Origin of the sequence: Bacillus cereus group sp. MYBK222-1 (genome assembly GCF_051916425.1) — a bacterium.
Classification (GTDB): Bacteria; Bacillota; Bacilli; order Bacillales; family Bacillaceae_G; genus Bacillus_A; species Bacillus_A paranthracis.
This window is the reverse complement of the sequence record NZ_JBQAGP010000010.1, coordinates 83115-106396: the sequence shown is the minus strand read 5'-3', so window position 1 is coordinate 106396 and position 23282 is coordinate 83115. Positions and strand designations below refer to the sequence as shown.

Genomic DNA, 23282 nt, shown 5'->3' with positions numbered 1-23282 from the left:
AGCGTTCATCCTGAGCCAGGATCAAACTCTCCAATAAAGTTAGTTTGTCTAGCATCTAAAATAAAAATTGACGTTTCACGTTGTTTGTTTCGTTCAGTTTTCAAAGAACTAAAAGCGGGTGAAGAGAATCGAACTCTCGACCAGAGCTTGGAAGGCTCTTGTTTTACCACTAAACTACACCCGCGTGGTCGGGAAGACAGGATTTGAACCTGCGACCCCCTGGTCCCAAACCAGGTGCTCTACCAAGCTGAGCCACTTCCCGTAATTGGCGCGCCCGAGAGGAGTCGAACCCCTAACCTCTTGATCCGTAGTCAAACGCTCTATCCAATTGAGCTACGGGCGCTTATTCATGATGTTTTTTCGTCGTTGTGTTTTGGCGACTCAATTATCTTATCATACTACATTTTCAAATGCAAGTACTTTTTAAAAGATTTTTTCGATGCGGCCGAGAGGACTTGAACCTCCACGGGGTTTCCCCCACTAGGCCCTCAACCTAGCGCGTCTGCCGTTCCGCCACGACCGCGCGGAAAAAACAAAAGTGAGCCATGAAGGACTCGAACCTTCGACCCTCTGATTAAAAGTCAGATGCTCTACCAACTGAGCTAATGGCTCGTAAATGGCTGGGCTAGCTGGATTCGAACCAGCGCATGACGGAGTCAAAGTCCGTTGCCTTACCGCTTGGCTATAGCCCATCGAAATGCTTATCTTATTTTCAAAGACAAATGTTATTGTACCATAATGACCAATAAAAAACAACTGCCAATTAGCAGAAGTTAAAATGGCGGTCCCGACCGGGGTCGAACCGGCGATCTCCTGCGTGACAGGCAGGCATGTTAACCACTACACCACGGGACCATTTAATCTTTACATTAATGTCATTTTACTTTTCATTATAATATTATGGTGGAGGATGACGGGATCGAACCGCCGACCCCCTGCTTGTAAGGCAGGTGCTCTCCCAGCTGAGCTAATCCTCCGAAGTGGTGACCCGTACGGGATTCGAACCCGTGTTACCGCCGTGAAAGGGCGGTGTCTTAACCACTTGACCAACGGGCCAATATGAATGGCAGAGAAGAAGGGATTCGAACCCTCGCACCGCGTTCGCGATCTACTCCCTTAGCAGGGGAGCCCCTTGAGCCACTTGGGTACTTCTCTGTATGGCTCCGCAGGTAGGACTCGAACCTACGACCGATCGGTTAACAGCCGATAGCTCTACCACTGAGCTACTGCGGAATAATAAAGACAATTTGTATCTTATAAAAATTCTCATCGTAAGTCAAGAAGTTTTTTCACAACATCTTGTACAAACGTGACATGTTTATAATATACTGGATTGCGTTTTCACTGTCAAGATGTTTTCTTTATCAAGATTAGTTTCCCTTTACACTTTCCGCAGACATATCTTTTTGTATTTATTTGACGCCTCCTTACATATTGAAGTGAGCATTCCATACATTCATACATATAAACCTTTTTTCCCTTCTCTTCATTTATCATTCGTTTACAAAAGCGTGGTGCATCAACTGCCTTTAATAATTCTCGAAAATCCTTATCCCGATGCTTATACCCTCTTCCCGCAATATGTAAGTGATAATGACAAAGTTCATGTTTAACAATCCCAACTAATTCTTCTTTCCCATACATTTCATAATATCGATAATTCAGTTCAATATTATGTGTATTCAACAGATAACGTCCACCAGTTGTACGCAACCTACTATTAAACATTGCTTTATGTAAAAACGGCATTCCGAAATATTGTAGTGATACTTCTTCCACTAGCCGCTGTATTTCTTGCTCATCCATTTTCATTCCTCCTAAACAAAAAAATATTTTTACACTTTTCTCCTCTCTTATACATATATTAAATAGTACATATACCCATCCTCATTCAAGAAGCGTGGTTTCTAAAAACATAGCAAAAATAGAAATCCACTCACCAACCTCTCATCAATAGTACTTTACATTTATGAGAGTAGGATTAAACAAGGAGGGATTCCTATGCCTACATGGCTCAAAAAACAAATGCAACGCGCATATTTTGAAAAAAACCGGTATCAAATTAAATTACTAAATGAATGCTGGTTTTATTATAGCAAAATACATCAAAGTTCCTAATCCATTACACGTTTTATCCTATAAAAAAAGAGCAGTTTCATCTGCTCTCTTCTCTTACTATTCAATCGGCAACATAGATAATGCAACGCGACCTTTTTTCGTATCAATATCATCTACCCATACTTTGACGATTTGTCCGACAGATACAACATCTAACGGATGCTTCACGTATTGTTTGCTTAGTTTAGAAATATGTACTAAACCATCTTGTTTCACACCTACATCAACAAAAGCACCGAAATCAACAACGTTACGAACTGTTCCTTCCAGTTCCATACCACGTTTTAAATCTTCTAACTTCAAAATCCCTTTTTTCAGAAGCGGTTTAGGCAACTCATCCCTCATGTCTCGCTCTGGACTAATGAGTGCATCTATAATATCAACTAATGTTGGTTCTCCAACTCCCGTTTCTTGCGACAACTTAGAAATCTCTACTTCTTCTAAACTCTTTTGTAATTGCGGTTGCCCTACGTCATCTTTCGATAATCCTAGACTCTTCAATAACAATTCAACATTTTTATATTGTTCTGGATGAATACCTGTACGGTCTAACGGATTTGCCCCTTCTAATATACGTAAGAAACCTATACATTGTTCATATGTCTTCGCACCTAGACGTGGTATTTTCTTTAAGTCTGTTCGTTTTGTAAATTTCCCTTCTTCTTCACGCTTTGCTACAATATTTTTCGCAACAGTTTTTGATAAGCCTGAAACATATTGCAGCAACGCAACTGAAGCTGTATTTACATTCACACCGACCTGGTTAACTGCTGTCTCTACTACAAACGTTAATGATTCATTTAATCTTTTTTGAGACACATCATGTTGATATTGTCCAACCCCAACTGATTTAGGATCAATCTTTACAAGTTCAGCAAGTGGATCTTGCAGACGTCTACCGATAGAAACCGCACTTCTTTCTTCAACCTGTAAATCTGGGAATTCCTCGCGGGCTAAATCAGAAGCCGAATACACACTCGCACCAGCTTCGTTCACAATAATATAGAAGACTTCTCGTTTCACATTTTGTAATACATCAACTATAAATTCTTCCGATTCTCTAGAAGCTGTACCATTCCCAATCGCAATCATTTCAACTTGATATTTATCTATAATAGAAAGAACTTTCGCTTTTGCATCTTCATATTTACGCACTGGTGGATGCGGATAAATAACATCAATATATAGAACTTTCCCCGTATCGTCTACGATAGCTAATTTACAACCCGTTCTATATGCAGGGTCTACAGCTAACACAACCTTTCCTTTCATTGGAGGTTGTAATAACAAATTACGTAAGTTCTCAGAGAAAATATGTATTGCTTGTTCCTCAGCTGTTTCTGTTAATTCTTTTCGAATCTCCCTTTCAATAGAGGATTGAATTAATCGTTTATAACCATCCTCAATTGCTAACTTTACATACTGTGCACTTTTTGAATCGTTATCACGAATTACTTTCTTATATAAGAAAGTTACTATCTCATCTACTGGCGGAACAACAGAAACTCTCAATATATCTTCTTTCTCACCGCGATTCATCGCTAATACACGATGCGGCACGACTTTCTGCAACGGTTCTTCATAATCGTAATACATTTCATATATATTTTTTTCATCTTTCTCTTCATCTTTTACAGCCGAAGACATAACACCTTTTCTAAAAGTAACATTCCGAATCCAACTACGATATGCTGCTTCATCTGAAACGATTTCTGCAATAATGTCTTGAGCACCTTGTAATGCCTCTTCTGCAGATTGCACTTCTTTCTCGGCATTTATAAACTCCATTGCCTTCTGATTCGGATCTTCTTTTGTATATAACAATAACCATTCAGCTAATGGCTCTAGTCCTTTTTCTTTTGCAATCGTTGCTTTCGTTCTTCTCTTCTCTTTATATGGACGATATAAATCTTCTACTTCTTGCAACTTTGTAGCTTTCACAATTTGCTGACGTAATTCTCCTGTCAGTTTCCCCTTCTCATCAATAAGACGAAGAACCTCTTCTTTTCTATCTTCAAGCTGCATTATATATTGCCATCTCTCTAAAATTGTACGAATTTGCACTTCATCTAAAGAGCCTGTCCATTCTTTTCGGTAACGAGCAATAAATGGAACTGTGTTACCTTCTTCTGTTAATTGAATAACATGACGAACTTGCTTTTCGGTAAAGCCTAATTCCTTCACTAACATTTTCATTAACGCTTGTCGATTATCTACCATTTCCATATACAACCGCAACCTCCTCTATAATAAAAAAAGTTGCCCTTCAAAGAGAGCAACTTAAACTGCCGATTTAAAAATCTATTAGTCCTAAACTAATTTGTAGCGCTTCATCTACACGAATCATCATCACTTCATCTAAGTGAGTGATTTTGTCCGTTAAGCGCTGCTTATCGATTGTTCGAATCTGCTCAAGTAAAATAACAGAATCTCTCTCAAAACCGTACTTTTTCGCATCAATTTCCACATGAGTGGGTAATTTCGCTTTTTGAATCTGTGCAGTAATAGCCGCTACAATCACCGTTGGACTAAAACGATTTCCGATGTCATTTTGAATGACAAGAACCGGACGAACGCCTCCTTGCTCAGAACCAACAACTGGGGAAAGGTCTGCAAAATACACGTCGCCGCGTTTTACAATCAAAATATTACCCCCCGCTAACTAAGCGTTCTACTGTATGAGCTGCTTCATACTCTGCTAAGAAAGCTTCAGATGCAATACCAAGATTAATTTTTCCCATTTCAATGTACCCACGTCGCATTGATTCATGTTGGTAGCGTTTCTTCGTCTTATGTTGACGCAATAACAGTTGTGTTGCCTGGCAAATTAGTTCATGGCGATTCTTATTCTCTTGTTTTCCAATTCCGTCCAATTCCGTTACCATTTGCTTTGGCAACCGAACCACGATTTCAGTAGTTACACTTGATTCGGACACAAAAATACACCTCCACCGTCAACTACACACCCAAATATATATATGACACCTATTGTAATAATACCATTGTATGGAGCCTGTTGCAAAGACTTCCTTATTCCTTGCTTATGTTTTCCAATTCACAAACAAAACATTCATATTCTTTTATTTTTTATCTCATTACAACAAGAAACGGAAGAGTTTCACGTTAAATTATGTTAAAAGTAATGATAAGTAAAAAGCTTCTCGTCAAAAAACGAACTTATTCTTAGCCAACGAAAAGTCCTCTCACATGACAAGAAGCAAATCATACTACCTTCTATATATCATTCAAATAATTGATTACTTCCACAACTTTACCGTTCCGTATAAATATTCTCGGCACACGGAAACTAATCGTTGTAATAATTTCATAATTAATAGTCCCTGAATATTCCGCAACCTCTGTAGCGCTAATATATTCATCTCCTTGCCTTCCAATGAGTGTAACTTTCGTACCAAGAGGCACTTTACAAGGAAGGTGAATCATGAATTGATCCATTGTTACTCGCCCTACAATCGGTACCCTTTTACCATTTACAAGCACTTCAAATCCTTGTAATCTTCTAAGCCAGCCATCTGCATAACCAATTGCAACGGTCGCAATCCATTCTTCCGTCTTCGTTCGATAAGTGACGTTATAACTAATTCCATCCCCTTTAATCACCTCTTTAATATGAGCAACTTTCGTATGCAATGATAGCGCTGGTTCTAATTTAAACGGTAAAAAAGGGCGTATTTCTACAGATGGAGATAACCCATACATCGCAATACCAATTCGTACTGCATTAAATGTAATCCCTTGAAAACGTAGCGTTGCAGCACTATTAGCTGTATGAACAAACTTAGGATCCACTCCGAATTCTTTCAACCAACTTAACTGCTCCAAAAATGTGTTATATTGCTTATCAAAGTAAGAAGTCTCCACCTCATCTGCCGTTGCAAAATGCGTATAAACTCCTTCCAATTCTAAGAATGGTGCACCTTCTAAGCTTTTTAAAAATCCTTTTAATTCTTTACGTTCACGTATTCCAATTCTCCCCATACCACTATCGAAATTAATATGGTATTTCATCGTAGACGAACCATCCCAAAGTTTGATTGCTTCATCTACCCATTCCTTTTGAAAAACAGTTAATGCTACATCATTTTCAGCAGCTACATTTATATCACGAGGAGGAGAAGGACCTAACACTAAAATCGGCGCAGTAATACCAGCTCTTCGAAGCACTAAAGCTTCATCTAAGAACGCAACTGCTAACCTTGTCGCCCCCGCTTCTAATGCTGTTTTAGCCACCGGTACATAATCGTGCCCATATGCATTCCCTTTAACAACGGCAAAAATTTCTACATCACTCGGGATAAATTCTTTAATATGTGTAACGTTGTTATAAATGGCATCTAAATCCACTTCCACCCAAGTGTCACGGTAAAATGGCGCTTCTTCCATAAACACACTTCCTTATACACGATATGCGAAGCTTATTCTTTTATATGCTTCTTTTATGAAATCCACCCTTCAAACTAAGAAAAGACGTGGTGCACATATATCACCACGTCTAAGAAGTTTACTTCACTTGCTTCTCTGTAACTGAACGAGCAACCATTAACAGCTCCTTCGGCTCTAAACCTTTAGACACGAGCATATATTCTACTCCGTTATGCGACCACGTTAAAGAGTCTTTCGTCAATGCTCCAATTGTAAAGCCAAGATCAACCAATTCCCCGCTCACACTTATCGCTGACGAAGCCTCTGCAACTTTTGCCTTTTCTTGTATTAAAGTAAAGGATTTCTTACTTCCAGTGTATGTGAGTATCGCACGCTTGCCACTGTCTGTCTTCAACTCTTTTTCATCTTTCAAAGTCATACCTTGCGGCGTATCACGCGGATACAAAATAGCAAATGGTTTGTCTTCTTTCGCTGTCGTTTGAACATCTACTTGCGCTCTAGACATATTTTGTTTCGTATCAAATGCACCTTTATCAAATTTCGCATCAAATTTCACTTTAGAGAAATCTACTTTCACAAGAACATTTTGATCATTATCCATTAACTTCACCGAAACTGGTGTTAAATCACTTTTCTTCAATGTAATCTCTTGTCTCGGCAACATGTTTTGATGCTGATAGTTTGTTTTTGTTTTAAAGATATAATACTTATCTGTTTTTTCAAAAGTAAGGTTTTTCTTATCCTGCAAAATATCCCTCACAAGAGATTCGTATAAATAAGCCTGGCTACTATTTTGCGGCCAATCACTTTGGAAACGGAAACTCTTATTAAGCGCTGGCGTTAATACAAATACACCTTCTTCATTCCTTAAAATAATTTGACTTTGATCTTTTTTCGCATTCTGCAAATTCACACGATAAAAAGAAGGTTCCTTATGCCATATTTCTACCTTATACTCCTGAGGCTCATTCCCTGTTTTAATAGATAATTTCGCTTCAGCTTGATAGCTTTTCAACCCTTTTACTTTCGCTTCTAAATCTCTCACAACATCATCTTGTTTCTTTTCCATACAACCGGCCAACACAAAAACGGTTAATAAACCGACAAGAACTAAAAACAGACGCCTTTTCATCACTTCAGCCCCTTTGCCCCTATAAATGAATGGAAGATGTACCTTCCTTATCGCTACCACAAATATATGAGACAAAGATATAAAATATGCAGACTAGCGTGACGAGCTTTCTAAAACAACTTGAGCAACAGCAAATTCCTTACTATGACTAATTGATAAATGAACAATATGCTCTGTACTTGTAATAAGAATCGGCTTCCCTCTATCATCATTTCTTACTTCAACATCTAAAAAACTCACTTCTTTCCCAATACCAGTTCCTACCGCTTTTGAATACGCCTCTTTCGCTGCAAATCTTCCAGCTACAAACTCTGTAAGGCGGCTTCCCTTCAGCCCCTTAGCAACATTACGTTCACTTTCAGTTAAAATACGTTCCATAAATTTAAGCTTTCCATCTATCATTTTTTCAATTCGATTCAATTCAATAATATCGATTCCAATCCCTACAATCATTTCAAAATCCCCTTCTTCTATTTAGCTTTCTTTTTTCATATTGTAAGAATAACAGAGAATCTTTCTGATGCAAAAGGAGTGATACTCACAATATGCTAATACCATCCGCCCGCATTTCCTTACAACCAATCGTCATCGCTTTACTTCTCGTACAATTAATCATGATTATATTAGGCGATTTTTTCCTCTTTCCTATGGCAGCTTCTAATGAATATATCGCTAAAGGAGAATGGTGGCGTCTCATAACTTCCCTACTCGTACATGTAGACTTACCACATTTTCTTTCTAATAGTATTTGTTTATTCGTCCTTGGCTCTTCTATTGAAAAACAACTAGGCCACTTTTCTTTCATCATTATTTTTTTCCTTTCTGGCATTCTCGGAAATATTTTCTCTTATCTTATTATGCCCCATGAATATATTCATACCGGGGCATCTGGTGGTATCTTCGGATTGCTAGGTGCACAGTTATTTCTAATGTATAGCCGCTATCGTTCTTCCAATCCAAGAGACATCGCTATTTTTTCAATCATGATATGTATATTACTACTATTCACTTTCTTCAATCCCTCTGCCAACCCTATCAGCCATTTAACAGGATTGATCATTGGTGGTATTTGCACCCCTTTATTAATAAAAAAACTCGATGGTGCAGAGCTCATTTAATATAAAAGCTCGCACCATCGATAATTTCCACATCTGTTTGTTCACTTAAATCCCTCATGAGTTGAAATAAAGACTCATCCTTCATCTTCGCTTCAATCATACAATCAATTTGCGGAACACTTCCCTTTATCTTTTTTAAAAAAGATAAAAAAGTATCTACATCAATAAAGTCCGCATGTGCTCTCGGGTCTTTTCCCTCTCTAGGACTAGAAATGTGCATTTTCACTGGTAACAAAGACGATTCCCACGTATGTACGACACGCGCCCAATCTTCATGCCAATCTTCTCGATCATGATTCATCATATGGTGATGTAAATCAAATACAACGGGAATGTCCAATTTTTCTCCTAAATATAATGTGTCCTCGAGCGTAAAAGTTGTATCATCATTTTCTAACATAATCATTTCCTGAATACCTCTTGGGACATTAGACCAATTCTCTATAAAACGCTCTAATGCAAGCTCTTTATCTTTATATCCGCCACCAACATGCATTACACATCGTTGCTTATGTTCAATCCCCATACCTTTTAATAATTTTCTATGCATCTGTAACGTCTTTACAGATTGTTTAAAAATATTCTCCTCGGGTGAATTAAGTACAACAAAATGATCTGGATGAAAATCAATACGCATATTCATTCGAATAGCGTAATCACCTAGCACTTTTAAATTTTCTTTTAAAGGGCGAATATAATTCCAATCTAACAACTCCTCATGATTCGCTAAAGGAATCAGCTTGGAACTAAGTCGAAAGAACGATATGTCATGTCCTTTATTATGTTTTAATAATCGTAAACAGTTTTCCAAATTCGAATTAGCAATTCTTTCAAGTTTACGAATCGCCGCTTCCCGATCATCTATTTTTTGAAACTGCGCGTACGTCATCGTTTGAGATGGAGATGCATTTTTCAAATGTACACTCATCGCGACATAGCCAAGCCTTACAAGCATGCGGCACCTCATTTCTACATAAGTTATTATGTAGTATGTACAATTACAAAAATAAAAAAAGAGAATGCCGGCAAAGGGCATTCTCTTTTTCATTATTAAGCTTGTGGCTTACGGCTATGATGTTTTCTTTCGCCGCGTCCGTTTGAAGATCCTGGGCGTCCTTGACCTTCGCCACGACGACCACGGTTGCCGCCATCACGATTGCGATCACGGTTACCGTCACGATTACGACCATCGCGATTGCGGTCACGGTTACGACCATCGCCACCGCGTCCATCACGACTACGATTACGGTTACCATCACGGTATCCGCCTCCGTTACCGCCGCGTTTTTTAGAACCGCCACCTCTTGCAACAACTGGTGGTTCTGATGTTAAAGCGATTGGAGTTGTATCTGGCTCTTTTGTCATCATTTTTAAAGCAGCAGCTACTACTGTTACAGAGTCGTTCTCTTCTAACATTTCTTCCGCAATACGCTTGTAGTATGCTAAGTTTTCATTTTCAATTGTGTTTTGAAGTTTTTCAGCGATTAAACGTTGTTGACCTTCTAGTGCCTCGTCAAGTGTTGGTGCATCCATGCGGTCCATTTTACGTTTTGTTGTACGCTCGATATTTTTTAATTGTCCAGATTCACGTGGTGTTACAAATAGCATTGCAATACCTTTTTTACCTGCACGACCAGTACGGCCAATACGGTGAACGTATGATTCTGGATCTTGTGGAATATCGAAGTTGTATACGTGTGTTACACCCGAAATATCAAGACCACGTGCAGCAACGTCTGTTGCAACAAGAACTTCAATAGAACCTTCTTTGAACTTACGTAATACAGACATACGTTTCGCCTGAGTTAAATCACCATGGATACCTTCCGCAGCATAACCACGTAAATTTAATGCTTCTGATAATTCATCAACACGACGCTTTGTACGACCGAATACAATCGCAAGCTCTGGAGATTGAATGTCTAATAAGCGTGTCAATACATCAAACTTTTTCTTTTCTTGCACTTCTAAATAGAACTGCTGAATGTTTGGCATTGTTACTTCTTTTGCTTTTACTTTAATGTGTTGAGGCTCAGTCATGAAACGCTCAGCAATACGACGGATTGGATCCGGCATTGTCGCTGAGAATAGTAATGTTTGGTGTGTTTCTGGCACATCTGTTAAAATTGCTTCAATATCTTCAATGAAGCCCATGTTTAACATTTCATCCGCTTCGTCAAGAACAACTGTCTCTACGTTTTGTAAGCGAAGTGTTTTACGGTTAATATGATCTAAAATACGACCCGGCGTACCAACAATAATGTGTGGGTGTTTTTTTAGAGCACGAATTTGGCGGTTAATATCTTGACCACCGTAAATTGGTAAGATACGAACGCGTTTATGTTTACCAATTTTGTATAGCTCTTCTCCAACTTGAATTGCTAATTCACGCGTTGGCGCGATAACAATACCTTGAACCGATTCTTTATGTGTATCCACTTTATCTAATAGTGGTAATCCGAATGCTGCTGTTTTCCCTGTACCTGTTTGTGCTTGCCCAATAATATCCTTACCTTGCAATGCATGTGGAATTGTTTCAGCTTGAATTGGCGTAGCCTCTTCAAAGCCCATACTTTCAACAGATTGCAGTAAAGAATCACTTAATCCTAATTCTCGAAATGTTGTCAATGTTACTTCTCCTTTTCTATCCTATACTTATCATTTAAAAAAAGGCGTTTTCCGAATTTGCGGAAAAGCCCTTTTCCTGAATGCTCACGTATATAAACGGGCGTATATTCTTCACGAAAATACTTCTAAACGTTATTACACTTTATCAATTATAAGTTTTGTATGTGTAAAAAGCAAACCCAACTGTTACCTTATTTTCATATTAAGAGTTTTTTTCTTCACTTTTATTTTTTTATATTTACTGTAAGCGCTTATTATAAGTTTCTTCTTTTTTCGTTGCTATCATCCCTATTTATATACACCAATTATTTCAACATCGTAATTACTTCTTCCAATTTCATACCGCGAGATGCTTTGACTAATACAACATCTTTCGCATCGACTACTGCTTGCAACTCTTTTACTAACTCTTCTTTATTATCATAAGCCTTTACACGTTCGTTAGGGAAATTAATTTTTGCTCCTTCAGCAATTTGAGCTCCTAATTGACCATATGTGAACACATAGGAGATTTTTGCTGGATCGATTAATTTACCTACCTCATAATGAAACTGTACTTCTTGATCTCCAAGCTCTAACATATCGCCGAGAACAACAATTTTTTTAGAGAATCCATCTAAACCATTCATTAGGTGGAATGCTGCTTCCATAGCTGTTGGACTTGCATTATAAGCATCGTTGATAATTGTTAATCCACTATTTGTTTTTACAATTTCCATACGCATGCCTGTCATTTGAAGTGTTACTAAACCTTCTTTCATCTCTTCCCACGTTACACCAAAATGTTTCGCAATTGCCATAGAAGCAAGCGTATTATACACATTGTGTTTCCCTAATACCGGTAGATAGAATGAAATGTTTTCTTCTCTATTCATTTTAAAGTGTGTCCCAGTTGCTTGTAACGTTACAGTCGTTGGATAGTAATCATTTGCTCTAGCATCACCAAACGTAACTGTTTCAGCTATTAAATTCATTTCAGGAACACGATTCGTTAATAATGGCTCATCTCCGTTATATACGAACACTCCACCTTCTTGTAATCCTGTCACAATTTCTAATTTCGCTTCAGCAATTGCCTCGCGAGAGCCTAAGTCCATTAAATGCGCTTCACCAATGTTCGTAATGATAGCTGCATTTGGACGAGCTAACTTAGATAAGAATTCAATTTCCCCACGGCTTGACATTCCCATTTCTAATACAGCTACTTCTGTATTTTCTTCTAAGTTTAAAATAGTAAGAGGTAGCCCGATATGATTATTGAAGTTTCCTTCTGTTTTTTGAACTTTGAATTTAGTCGCAAGAAGACTTGTTACAATATCTTTTGTAGATGTTTTACCGTTACTACCTGTCACACCAATCACTTTAACATCCAATTGGTCACGATAGTTTTTTGCTAACATTTGTAATGCTGATAGCGTGTCTTCTACAAAAATAACCGGAAGATTCTCAGGTGGATTTGCTACATCTTTCATCCATAATGTCGCCACAGCTCCATTTTCAACAGCTTTATCTACAAAAGCATGTCCATCGAAACGTTCACCTTGAATCGGAACATATAAGTTTCCTTTTTCGATTTTTCTCGTATCAATAGACACTCCTTGTATAGTAATTCCCTCATACTGCTCTGCTAATCCCGTACCATTTGTCATTTGTTCTACTTGTTTTAACGTTCGATTTATCATAAAAACACTCCTTACATAGAGGAAGCACTATTCCTTCGAATAGTGCCTCCTCCTTTTTTTTGTTAGATTGTATATTTAATTTTTTGTTTTTCTTCGTGACGCTCCATTGCTAAACGAATTAGCTCTTCAATTAATTCCGGATACGGTAATCCAGTATGTTGCCATAGTAGAGGGAACATACTAAACGGCGTAAATCCTGGCATCGTATTCACTTCGTTAATGTATACTTCTCCATCTTTCGTTAAGAAGAAATCAGCTCGCGTTAAGCCAGCACCATCTAACGATTGGAATGCAACAATCGCATCTCGCTTAATAACATTAGACTCTTCTTCTGTCATTTCAGCTGGAATAATTAACGCTGTATCACCATCGATGTATTTCGACTTATAATCATAGAAGTCTTTTTTAGGTACGATTTCACCTACAACTGAACATTTCGGTTCATCATTACCTAGTACACCAACTTCTACTTCACGTCCAACGATATTTTCTTCCACAATAATTTTACGGTCAAATTGGAATGCCTCTTCAAATGCATTCTCAAGTTCTTCACGATTTTTACACTTATTAATCCCAACACTTGAACCAAGGTTTGCTGGTTTTACGAAGCAAGGGTATCCTAATACTTCTTCTACTTTTTCATATGCTGTTTCACGATCTTTTTCCCATCCGCTACGAATGAATGATGCATATTTCGCTTGTTTTAATCCAGCTTCTGCGAAAATGTTTTTCATAACAACCTTATCCATACCAGCAGCAGATGCTAGAACACCATTTCCTACATAAGGAATATTCATTAATTCTAATAATCCTTGTACCGTTCCATCTTCACCATTTGGTCCATGTAGTAATGGGAAAATAACGTCGATAGCATTTTCCTCAGCATTTGCAGATGGAATGATTTCTGTGCTTAATGATAGCGGAGAAATCGCATTTTCTGCACCGCTCATTTTTAGAACTTCAACATCTGTTACTTCACCTTCAATACGCTCACCGCGTACCCATTGACCTTGTTCTGTAATATAAATTGGATGAATCTCGAATTTATCTTGATTTAATGCTTTAATAGCAGCAAGAGCCGTTTGTAGCGAAACTTGATGCTCAGCTGATTTTCCACCATATAATAAACCTAATTTAATTTTTGTCACTGAAATCACCCTAACCAATTGTTTTCATTTTTCTATTTTAGCACTTTTTATAAAAATAGGTAGTTCCTATTTGAAATAAAATGCAACTTCCACAAATAATTAAATGACACCACTTATTGGTTTTCTATACTTTTTCCACTTAACTTTCTTGATAAATATATAAAGTGAAACTTTAATCAGTGGGGGGCTTCATCCCCTACTGATTATTAGTTGAACCAATCGGACTTTAATGGGCAGCCCGACCCCCACCTAAATTCCTTGCTTTCGCTGAATTTTGAGGTGGGGGTCTTACTGCCCATTAAAGTGGGATAAAATTGCAATCCAACCTGGTTATTTACCTAAAATATGTAGAAATCCCCTTTTTGTGTATGTCATCTAATTATTAAGAAGATTGTTTGGTTAGTGTGCTTTTTTGCCTTTGTTCAACGAGACGGTCTAAAGAAATATATACAATACCTGCAACTACACAACCGACAGCTAAAATTGTAAATAAAAAGTGGCCAAGTAATCGGTCTAATAAAAAACCTCCAAGAAGTGGGCCGAATGCACTTCCTGTAATCCACTGCAAACTTGCAGCTCCCATATAAGTCCCCCTCAAATGCTCAGGAGCCAAATTCGCTACAAACGTCATCTGTACAGGCGACATAATCATCTCACCTAACGTATATATGGCATATATAAACAGTAACGTTATTAAAATAATCGTAGCATTTGTATCAAGTCCTCCAAACCACTTCGGTAACCACCCTATAAAAAATAACCCAATCCCAAACAAACATGCACCATATAACATCGTCTTTCCAACAGGTTTATCTGTGACCCATTTTGAAATTTGAAATTGGAACAACACAACTAATAGTCCATTTAAAGCCATTAAATATGGATATGGATTGTTAGTTCCAAAAATACCTTTCATTTCATTGTCAAAGTGCAGTGGCAACATGCCTTCTGTTTGAGAAAATCCCATCGAAATAATGATACCTGCTAATAAATAAATCATGAGTGCCTTATCTCGCAATACAATTTTCCACACTGCTCCTGATTCTTTTTCTGTATCACCTTCTTTATTCGTACTCTTTGGCATTGTCTCTTGAATAAGGACGAATACAAGCAATGCATAAAATAACATCGTAGATGCGGCAATAATAAACACAAGGTTCTTCGATAACATAACTACTGAAGCCCCCATTATCGGACCAATTGCAGCACCTATATTGTGCCCCATTCGCAATAAACCATATGCTTCTGTTCTTTTTTCTGGCGCCGTTACATCCGCAACCATCGCTGATGCAGCTGGATGAAATAACGAATTACTTAATCCTAAAAAAACAGATAAAATCGCATATGGAATAAATCCTTCTATAAATAAAAAACCGAGCATGAATACTGCATTGCTCGCCATCGAAAATATCATAATCGGTTTTCTTCCATATATATCAGCAATTCTTCCCCCTATAATTGATCCAAAGCTTGCAGCAATTGGAGACAGTGCCATAATCACTCCGACCTGTAATAATGAATCTACCTTATCTTTTAAATATAATGCAAAAAAAGGCATCAACATCATCATTGCAATTCCATTTAACGTCTCACCAATAAACCGAATCCATACGTTACGGTCCATCTCCCTTAACTCACGCCACGTATTTTTCATTATTTCACCCCTTTTGTTCAACAATAATTATCTTATAACAAGTTCAGAAGAATGTAAATTTTCAAAATTAAAAATCCATTCTAACAGAATTAGAATGGATTTTTCTACTTATAAATTGGCTGCGTCGTCTTCTTCTTTACTATTATTTAAAGCACTATGTTTTCGGCTATATAAGAAGTAAACCGCAATACCGATAATCATCCATACACCAAAACTAATCCAAGCCGTCCCGGATAATTGAAGCATTAAGTATAAACAAAAAATTACCGTTAACGCTGGTAAAAATGGTACAAGCGGCGCCTTAAATGCTCTTGGTAAATCAGGATGCGTTCTTCTCATTACAATAACAGCAACAGCTACAAGTGCAAAGGCTGATAAAGTCCCCATATTTACAAGATGCGCTAACACATTTAAATCTATTAATCCTGAAATAAGTGCTGCAATAATTCCCGTTGTCCACGTATTTAAAAACGGTGTTTTAAATTTCGGGTGAACTTTAGCAAGACGTTTCGGCAATAATCCATCTCTACTCATTGCATATGAAACTCGTACTTGCCCATACATCATAACTAACATTACTGTTGTGATTCCTGTAATTGCGCCTACTGAAATTACTCCCGCTAAACTATCTTGTCCAATAAATTGAAGTGCAAAAGCGACTGGATCTGATATATTCAACTGCCCGTATGGAACAATTCCTGTCAAAATAAGCGAAACGATAATATAAAGAGCCGTACAAATTAATAAAGATGCAATAATACCAATTGGTAAATCACGTTGTGGACGTTTCACTTCTTCTGCTGCCGTTGAAACTGCATCAAACCCTATAAATGCAAAGAACACTGTAGCAGCTCCAGCCATTACACCATCTAAGCCAAATGGCATAAAAGGCGTCCAGTTTTCAGGTTTCACATAATTAAAACCAGCAAAGATAAAAATAAGAACAACCGCTAGTTTAATAAATACCATAATATTATTTACACGTGCACTTTCACGAACACCTCTAGATAAAAGAACCGTCATCACTAAAATAATTAGAACTGCTGGCAAATCAATTATTCCACCCTTTCCTGTACCAGGGGCTGAGGAAAGAATGGTAGGAATATGAATTCCAAATCCCTTTAATAAAGATTGGAAGTACGCGGACCAACCATTTGCCACAGCAGAGGTTGCAAGTAAATACTCAAGCATTAAGTCCCATCCAATTAAAAATGCGAATACTTCTCCCATCGTCGCATATGTGTACGTGTACACACTGCCTGAGACAGGAACTGAAGAAGCAAATTCAGCATAACAAAATGCAGCAAAGGCACATGCTAACGCGGCTATCGCAAATGATAATATAATAGCTGGTCCAGAATGTTTCGCTGCTACCACGCCCGTTAGAACAAAAATACCCGTTCCAACAATTGCCCCGATTCCAAGCATCGTTAAATCTAGTGCGCCCAATGTTCTTGCTAACGTCTTTTGTTTACTCTCTTGCATTAACTTTGCAATAGGCTTCTTTTGAAAAATTTGCTTCATAGCATGCTCCTCCAAGTTTTAAATTTTCTGAAAATTTTTAATTCGCTTTTTCATTTTACTCATAGTACTTTTTCCAGTCAATACTTTTGTCGAAATAAGTAGAAACTCTTATGAATATGCACGATTTTTATCATTCTTTCTATATATCTTTCTATAACTTTTTTTGGTATTATTATACATGTCGATTCCATGAAAAAGGCATGCTCTGTTATTGAGCATGCCTTTTTTACTTATTTCACAGTATATGATCCCTCTTCAATCCAGCTATACATATATTTTTCATCTTCTGTTTCATGTGCTTGTTTTACAATACGAAGCGGACGGAATGTGTCTATCATAACAGCTAATTCAAGCGTTTCTTTTTTCCCTATACTCGCCTCTGTTTTCCCAGGATGTGGCCCGTGAGGAATGCCGCTCGGATGAAGTGTAATAGACCCTTCCTCCACACCTTTTCGGCTCATAAAGTTACCTTCTACATAGTACAGTACTTCATCACTATTCACGTTACTATGATAATACGGTGCCGGAATAGATTCTGGATGATAGTCATATAAACGTGGTACGAAAGAACAAATAACAAAATTGTGACCCTCGAACGTTTGATGTACTGGAGGTGGCTGATGAATACGACCTGTGATTGGCTCAAAGTCCTCAACATTAAAGACCCACGGATATAAATAACCATCCCAACCAACAACGTCTAACGGATGATGTCCTAAAACATGTTTATGCATATATCCCCTCGACTTTGTCATTACGACAAATTCACCTTTTTCATCATACGTCTCTAATTTTTCAGGACCACGAATATCTCTCTCACAAAACGGGCTATGCTCTAACAATTGTCCATATTCATTACGATAGCGACGCGGTGTTGTAATTTGACTATTTGCCTCTACAACAAGAAACTTAGTCTCTCCTTCATCTGGAATAACACGATAGATCGTTCCAATTGGAATTGTTACATAATCGCCCTTTCGATAATGAATCGTTCCAAACATCGTTTCAATTTTTCCTGTTCCGTAATGGACAAACAACATTTCATCGCCATCACCATTACGGTAGAAATAGTCCATTTTTTCTGTTGGGCTCACTACTCCGATTAATAAATCCTCATTCCCAAGTATAAAGTTTCTTCCGCTTACTGCATCACCACTTTTTTTATTTTCTTTCGTGCGAAAGTGACGATGAGAAAGAGCAACATCTTCTTCATACTGCAACTGACAAGAATGAGATAATGCCGCATGCCCTACTTCCGTTGGCATATAATGATGATACAAAATAGATTGCGTACCAGAAAAACCTTTTGTTCCCATTACCTGTTCACGATAAAGTGATCCATCTTTTTTACGGAATTGTACATGTCGTTTATGAGGTAGCTCCCCCATGTGACGATAAAACATGCTCATCACCTGCTTCCTTTTCTTTTTTGACCGTATTACGTAATGTACCTAAACCAGTAATCGTAAGCTCTACCACATCACCATCTTGCAGCCACTCTTCTGTACCCAGTTCTAAAATACAACCTGTTCCTACTGTTCCAGAACCAATCACATCGCCTGGATATAACGTAACATCTTCCGAAGCACGTTCAATCATTTCAGCAAATGTATAGTAAATATCTCGAAAGTTCCCTTTTGATAATAGCTTTCCATTTACATGAGCAGTCATCTCTAACTCATAACGGTCACCATTACGATAAATATCTAGTTCCTCTTTCGTAACAAGGTACGCTCCTAATGAAGTTGCAAAATCTTTTCCTTTCGCTGGACCAAGTCCTACCTTCATTTCTGTTGCTTGTAAGTCCCTTGCACTCCAATCATTCATAATACAATAACCAAAAATGTATTCCTCTGCTTGCTCACGAGAAATATTTCTTCCTTCTTTCCCAATTACGCAAGCAATCTCTAACTCATAATCAAGTTTTTTAGATTTCTTCGGACTAATTACAACATCATCTGGACCAATTACAGCACGATGGTTCGTAAAATAAAAAACCGGGATATCGTACCATTCAGGTACAACATCTAACCCTCTTCGGCTACGTGCCGTTTTTACGTGCTGTTCAAATGCATAAAAATCCCTAATACTACTCGGATTAGGAATCGCTGCTGCTAATTGCACTTCCTCTAAAGAATATATGCCCTTTTCCGGATTATTAATATTACGCAACACTTCTACATACTCATCCGCTTTCTCTAAAAAGGCGAACATAGAAGAAGGTAATTTTCCACCACTAGCAAGATTCATATCGATTACTTTGTCACCTTCAAGCCATCCAGCTCGCATTTCTTTTGAAGGAAGACGAAATGTAACGAATTTCATCCTAATTCCTCCTTATGAAAATGAAATTTCCACCAGCAAAAGAATGATTGCTGGTGGATATAAATTTTATAAATTCCCGCGACGCTCTTGTTCTCTTTCAATTGATTCGAATAACGCTTTAAAGTTTCCTTCTCCAAATCCACGAGAACCTTTACGCTGAATGATTTCAATAAATAAAGTTGGACGATCTACAATTGGTTTCGTAAAGATTTGTAGTAAGTATCCTTCATCATCGCGATCTACTAAAATCTTTAATTCTTTCAACTTATCAATTTCCTCATCAATTTTTCCAACTCGTGCAGTTAATTCATCATAATAAGTATCTGGTGTATCTAAAAACTCCACACCATTTGCACGTAGCGCTTCTACTGTTTTAACAATGTCATTTGTTAGTAAAGCAAGATGCTGTACACCTGCTCCATTATAGAACTCTAGATATTCTTGAATTTGTGATTTTCTCTTTCCATCCGCTGGCTCGTTAATAGGGAACTTAATACGACTTCCATTTGTCATAACCTTCGACATTAATGCTGAATACTCTGTACTAATATCATCATCATCAAAATGGATCATTTGTTTAAAGCCCATAACGTTCTCGTAATAACTAACCCACTCTTCCATCTTTTCAACATTACCAACTACATGGTCTACAGCAATTAAACCTGACTCTTCAAATGGAATATCAAACTCAGCCTTTTGGAATCCTGGCATAAATGTCCCTTTATAATTTTTACGCTCTACAAGCGTATGAATTGTATCACCATACGTACCAATAACTGCTTTTTTCAATGTACCGTTCTCATCTGTTAACTCTACAGGCGGAGCAATTGCGACGGCACCACGTTTCACCGCTTCTGAGTATGCTTTATCAACATCGTCAACAAGTAATGCCACATCTTTCACGCCATCACCATGAGTCTTTACAAACTCTGCAATACGATTGTCACTACTTAAAGCCCCAGACACAACGAAACGCATATTTTTTTGCACAAGAACATAAGATACTTTTTCACGATTACCAGTTTCTAATCCAGAGTAAGCCACAATTTTGAATCCGAATGCTCTCGCAAGATAGTAACTTGATTGCTTTGCATTTCCTACGTAAAATTCCAAATGATCTACATCACGTACTGGAAAAAAGTCCTCCATTTGTGCAGCTAGCGTATCCATAGATTTTTGTTTCATAAAATCCTCATCCCCCTGTAAATAGATTAAATGGTTCATACTTAAAACCAACCGAAAACGCTTCCAACATCAATTGATAGAAATTAGTTAGCAAGCTAACAAATTCTGACCTTTAAAATTTTCTATCTTTTCTGTCAAATTCCTCTTTTTTTCTTACATATAAAATTCGACTTTTTTCTCTTTAAAATAAAGGGGGCTATTCATACTTGAAGGGATATATAGAAGAAAAATAAAAAAGACTCCAACATATTAATTACTTACTAATATGCTAGAGTCTTTATTTTTTTTGAATGATTGTATTTATATGTCTCATACTAATACTTTTGCAAGGAATAGAATAAATGATGTTAATACTACTGCTCCACCTAATGATCCTAATAAATCTGTTTTTGTTACTTGTAACACTTGCTCACCGTTCATATTCCTCATTCTCCTTTCATTTTGTATAATGTAAAACTTCTATTATACTAATACACTTGATAGAAATACGATTAATGCTGTTAATACTACCGCTCCACTTGCTGATCCTACGAAGTCACCTTTTGTTACTTGTAATACTTGCTCTTTCATTTTGCATTCTCCTCTCTTTTTCTTTTTACAAAACCTCTATTATACTAATACGCTTGATAAGAATACGATTAATGCTGTTAATACTACTGCTCCACTTGCTGATCCTACGAAGTCACCTTTTGTTACTTGTAATACTTGCTCTCTCATTTTGCATTCTCCCTTCTTTTTTCCTTTGTTACAAAACTTCTATTATACTAATACGCTTGATAGGAATACGATTAACGCTGTTAATACTACTGCTCCACTTGCTGATCCTACGAAGTCACCTTTTGTTACTTGTAATACTTGCTCTTTCATTTTGCATTCTCCTCTCTTTTTCTTTTTACAAAACTTCTATTATACTAATACGCTTGATAAGAATACGATTAATGCTGTTAATACTACTGCTCCACTTGCTGATCCTACGAAGTCACCTTTTGTTACTTGTAATACTTGCTCTTTCATATTATGTATCCTCCTTTTTAATAAGTTATCTATATGTAATTTCTAAGAAATGTTTATTTCATAGTTTTTATGTTGACGTTACATTAAATTTAATAACGTAACGTTTGTAACATTAATGTAACATAACTATTGTTACGTTGCAATATAATTACGTAAATTTTATTACACTTTTTTTACGTTTTTTTATAAACACCTTCAAAAACCTTGATTTAATGCATTTTCTACTAAATCCATATTTGTAACATTCATGTAATATTACAGTCATATAACGAAACATCCCTATACCTACCTCTACTTTTGTTACAAAGTAAGATAAATCTTTCATTAATAAAGTGGAATCTATCAAATTCTTACTGATAGTTCATGAGAGATAAAATACAATCTTTCCAAGATAAGTTTATATGTTTCCTTTATATAACTATGTATAATAAGAACAAAGAGGTGGTCATTTTGAAATTAATCGCATTAGATATGGATGGTACACTACTATCATCTAATCTTGAAATCTCCAAAGAGAACTTACAAGCTATCCAAACTGCAAAAGAGGCTGGTCATATTGTCATGATTTGTTCTGGCCGTGCAAAAGAGGATGCTTTGAAATTATTGGAAGAGTATAAACTATCTCTTCCAGTTGGAGCAAGCAATGGGGCAATTGTTTATGTGGATGGAGAAGTAATTAACTCGCGTTGTATACAAAACGACAAAGTGTACAAACTTGCAAAATTACTAGAATCTGAAGGCTTTCCTTATAAGCTATATACAAATAAAGGAGTTTATTCTCCATATACATGGCAAGATCAAGTTATGCAAGCGTTCGAAGAAAATAAGCATGCACTAGATGTTACGCTTGAGGAACTTGAAAGAATTACAGAAAAACAAAAGAAATCAAACTTAATTACTGATTTCCAAAAAATAGAAGATGTTGTAAATAATCCAGAATTAGAAATATCTAAATTCTTTATTTTGACATTTAACGCAGGGCATCGCGCACAGCTATTAAGTATGTTACAAGAAGATACTGATATTATGGTTACAGCATCTGCTCCTACTAATTTAGAAATTATGGACAAGAATGGACATAAAGGAAATGGACTGAAACAAATGGCAGCCCATTTTAATATACCAATTGAAGATACAGTTGCTATCGGTGACAATTTTAACGATGTACCCATGTTAGAAGCAGCTGGTTTATCAGTTGCAATGGGAAACGCTGAAGAAGATGTAAAAAAACTATGTGATGTTGTAACATTAACAAACAATGAACATGGTGTTGCTCATGCAATCGAACAATTTGTATTGAAACAAACTTCATCTAGTAAATAAAAAAAGGACTCTTTCTATTTGAAAGAG

The 23282-nt window shown here is 37.0% G+C and carries 24 protein-coding genes and 11 tRNA genes; 3 read left to right on the top strand and 32 right to left on the bottom strand.

Annotated elements, in window-relative coordinates:
• Positions 1-113: 113 nt before the first annotated feature.
• The 12 genes from ACTFR9_RS26160 to ACTFR9_RS26105 all read right to left on the bottom strand — a co-directional run bounded on the left by ACTFR9_RS26160 (position 114) and on the right by ACTFR9_RS26105 (position 1806).
• Positions 114-184: transfer RNA gene (locus tag ACTFR9_RS26160), tRNA-Gly, on the bottom strand.
• Position 185: 1 nt separating this feature from the next.
• Positions 186-262: transfer RNA gene (locus ACTFR9_RS26155), tRNA-Pro, on the bottom strand.
• Positions 263-266: 4 nt separating this feature from the next.
• A tRNA-Arg gene (locus ACTFR9_RS26150) sits at positions 267-343 on the bottom strand.
• Positions 344-440: 97 nt separating this feature from the next.
• Positions 441-523 (bottom strand) — tRNA-Leu (locus ACTFR9_RS26145).
• A 16-nt stretch (positions 524-539) separates the two neighbouring features.
• Positions 540-612 (bottom strand) — tRNA-Lys (locus tag ACTFR9_RS26140).
• A gap of 5 nt (positions 613-617) precedes the next feature.
• Positions 618-692: transfer RNA gene (locus ACTFR9_RS26135), tRNA-Gln, on the bottom strand.
• Positions 693-779: 87 nt separating this feature from the next.
• Positions 780-855, bottom strand: a tRNA-Asp gene (locus tag ACTFR9_RS26130).
• Positions 856-901: 46 nt separating this feature from the next.
• Positions 902-977, bottom strand: a tRNA-Val gene (locus ACTFR9_RS26125).
• Positions 978-981: 4 nt separating this feature from the next.
• Positions 982-1056, bottom strand: a tRNA-Glu gene (locus tag ACTFR9_RS26120).
• A gap of 8 nt (positions 1057-1064) precedes the next feature.
• Positions 1065-1155: transfer RNA gene (locus ACTFR9_RS26115), tRNA-Ser, on the bottom strand.
• Positions 1156-1158: 3 nt separating this feature from the next.
• Positions 1159-1233, bottom strand: a tRNA-Asn gene (locus ACTFR9_RS26110).
• Positions 1234-1347: 114 nt separating this feature from the next.
• Positions 1348-1806, bottom strand: a complete 459-nt coding sequence (locus tag ACTFR9_RS26105) for a SprT family protein (RefSeq protein ID WP_000344246.1) — start codon at positions 1804-1806, stop codon at positions 1348-1350.
• Between the two features lie 195 nt (positions 1807-2001).
• On the opposite strand from ACTFR9_RS26105, the gene cmpA reads away from it, so the two are divergent.
• Entirely contained in the window at positions 2002-2118 is a 117-nt protein-coding gene (gene cmpA, locus ACTFR9_RS26100; protein WP_001143642.1) for a cortex morphogenetic protein CmpA, read from the top strand.
• Between the two features lie 57 nt (positions 2119-2175).
• Here cmpA and ACTFR9_RS26095 read toward each other — a convergent pair whose 3' ends face one another.
• The 6 genes from ACTFR9_RS26095 to acpS all read right to left on the bottom strand — a co-directional run bounded on the left by ACTFR9_RS26095 (position 2176) and on the right by acpS (position 8107).
• A complete protein-coding gene (locus ACTFR9_RS26095) occupies positions 2176-4344 on the bottom strand; it encodes a Tex family protein (RefSeq protein ID WP_000426229.1) in 2169 nt (722 codons plus the stop codon).
• Positions 4345-4411: 67 nt separating this feature from the next.
• On the bottom strand, positions 4412-4762 hold the full coding sequence (gene ndoA, locus ACTFR9_RS26090; protein WP_000635963.1) for a type II toxin-antitoxin system endoribonuclease NdoA: 351 nt from the start codon (positions 4760-4762) through the stop codon (positions 4412-4414).
• 4 nt (positions 4763-4766) lie between these two features.
• Positions 4767-5054, bottom strand: coding sequence for an antitoxin EndoAI (locus ACTFR9_RS26085; RefSeq protein ID WP_000004570.1), 288 nt, complete (start codon positions 5052-5054; stop codon positions 4767-4769).
• 298 nt (positions 5055-5352) lie between these two features.
• Positions 5353-6522 (bottom strand): alanine racemase, encoded by a 1170-nt coding sequence (gene alr, locus ACTFR9_RS26080; protein ID WP_000390599.1) that lies wholly within the window; start codon positions 6520-6522, stop codon positions 5353-5355.
• Between the two features lie 118 nt (positions 6523-6640).
• Entirely contained in the window at positions 6641-7591 is a 951-nt protein-coding gene (locus ACTFR9_RS26075) for a LolA family protein (protein WP_025991724.1), read from the bottom strand.
• A 156-nt stretch (positions 7592-7747) separates the two neighbouring features.
• Positions 7748-8107 (bottom strand): holo-ACP synthase, encoded by a 360-nt coding sequence (acpS, locus tag ACTFR9_RS26070; protein WP_000635038.1) that lies wholly within the window; start codon positions 8105-8107, stop codon positions 7748-7750.
• Positions 8108-8199: 92 nt separating this feature from the next.
• Here acpS and ACTFR9_RS26065 point away from each other — a divergent pair, with 92 nt between their 5' ends.
• A complete protein-coding gene (locus tag ACTFR9_RS26065) occupies positions 8200-8772 on the top strand; it encodes a rhomboid family intramembrane serine protease (protein ID WP_000906924.1) in 573 nt (190 codons plus the stop codon).
• Here ACTFR9_RS26065 and uvsE read toward each other — a convergent pair.
• The 14 genes from uvsE to ACTFR9_RS25995 all read right to left on the bottom strand — a co-directional run bounded on the left by uvsE (position 8765) and on the right by ACTFR9_RS25995 (position 21932).
• On the bottom strand, positions 8765-9727 hold the full coding sequence (uvsE, locus tag ACTFR9_RS26060; RefSeq protein ID WP_000961149.1) for a UV DNA damage repair endonuclease UvsE: 963 nt from the start codon (positions 9725-9727) through the stop codon (positions 8765-8767). The genes ACTFR9_RS26065 and uvsE overlap by 8 nt on opposite strands.
• Positions 9728-9822: 95 nt before the next feature.
• Positions 9823-11400, bottom strand: coding sequence for a DEAD/DEAH box helicase (locus ACTFR9_RS26055; RefSeq protein ID WP_000206582.1), 1578 nt, complete (start codon positions 11398-11400; stop codon positions 9823-9825).
• 305 nt (positions 11401-11705) lie between these two features.
• Complete coding sequence (gene murF / locus ACTFR9_RS26050) at positions 11706-13082, bottom strand: UDP-N-acetylmuramoyl-tripeptide--D-alanyl-D-alanine ligase (RefSeq protein WP_098487042.1); 1377 nt, start codon at positions 13080-13082, stop codon at positions 11706-11708.
• Positions 13083-13144: 62 nt separating this feature from the next.
• Complete coding sequence (locus tag ACTFR9_RS26045; RefSeq protein ID WP_000161445.1) at positions 13145-14230, bottom strand: D-alanine--D-alanine ligase; 1086 nt, start codon at positions 14228-14230, stop codon at positions 13145-13147.
• 382 nt (positions 14231-14612) lie between these two features.
• A complete protein-coding gene (locus tag ACTFR9_RS26040) occupies positions 14613-15884 on the bottom strand; it encodes an MDR family MFS transporter (RefSeq protein ID WP_074543891.1) in 1272 nt (423 codons plus the stop codon).
• Positions 15885-15992: 108 nt separating this feature from the next.
• Positions 15993-17408 carry an amino acid permease gene (locus tag ACTFR9_RS26035; RefSeq protein WP_000809368.1) on the bottom strand — a complete coding sequence of 472 codons (1416 nt, stop codon included), beginning with the start codon at positions 17406-17408 and terminating at the stop codon, positions 15993-15995.
• A gap of 230 nt (positions 17409-17638) precedes the next feature.
• A complete protein-coding gene (locus tag ACTFR9_RS26030; protein WP_000499916.1) occupies positions 17639-18811 on the bottom strand; it encodes a homogentisate 1,2-dioxygenase in 1173 nt (390 codons plus the stop codon).
• Positions 18777-19733 (bottom strand): fumarylacetoacetate hydrolase family protein, encoded by a 957-nt coding sequence (locus ACTFR9_RS26025; RefSeq protein WP_000674031.1) that lies wholly within the window; start codon positions 19731-19733, stop codon positions 18777-18779. Before ACTFR9_RS26025 ends, ACTFR9_RS26030 begins: the two co-directional genes overlap by 35 nt.
• A gap of 66 nt (positions 19734-19799) precedes the next feature.
• Positions 19800-20918, bottom strand: coding sequence for a 4-hydroxyphenylpyruvate dioxygenase (hppD, locus tag ACTFR9_RS26020; protein ID WP_000810913.1), 1119 nt, complete (start codon positions 20916-20918; stop codon positions 19800-19802).
• A 309-nt stretch (positions 20919-21227) separates the two neighbouring features.
• Complete coding sequence (locus ACTFR9_RS26015) at positions 21228-21347, bottom strand: DUF3948 family protein (RefSeq protein ID WP_001993573.1); 120 nt, start codon at positions 21345-21347, stop codon at positions 21228-21230.
• 33 nt (positions 21348-21380) lie between these two features.
• Positions 21381-21488 carry a DUF3948 family protein gene (locus tag ACTFR9_RS26010; RefSeq protein ID WP_000664237.1) on the bottom strand — a complete coding sequence of 36 codons (108 nt, stop codon included), beginning with the start codon at positions 21486-21488 and terminating at the stop codon, positions 21381-21383.
• A gap of 39 nt (positions 21489-21527) precedes the next feature.
• A complete protein-coding gene (locus ACTFR9_RS26005) occupies positions 21528-21635 on the bottom strand; it encodes a DUF3948 family protein (RefSeq protein WP_048520051.1) in 108 nt (35 codons plus the stop codon).
• Between the two features lie 42 nt (positions 21636-21677).
• Positions 21678-21785 (bottom strand): DUF3948 family protein, encoded by a 108-nt coding sequence (locus ACTFR9_RS26000; RefSeq protein ID WP_000664237.1) that lies wholly within the window; start codon positions 21783-21785, stop codon positions 21678-21680.
• A gap of 39 nt (positions 21786-21824) precedes the next feature.
• Positions 21825-21932 carry a DUF3948 family protein gene (locus ACTFR9_RS25995; protein WP_000664237.1) on the bottom strand — a complete coding sequence of 36 codons (108 nt, stop codon included), beginning with the start codon at positions 21930-21932 and terminating at the stop codon, positions 21825-21827.
• A 450-nt stretch (positions 21933-22382) separates the two neighbouring features.
• Here ACTFR9_RS25995 and ACTFR9_RS25990 point away from each other — a divergent pair, with 450 nt between their 5' ends.
• Positions 22383-23255, top strand: a complete 873-nt coding sequence (locus tag ACTFR9_RS25990; protein ID WP_000766404.1) for a Cof-type HAD-IIB family hydrolase — start codon at positions 22383-22385, stop codon at positions 23253-23255.
• The last annotated feature ends 27 nt before the right edge of the window (positions 23256-23282 follow it).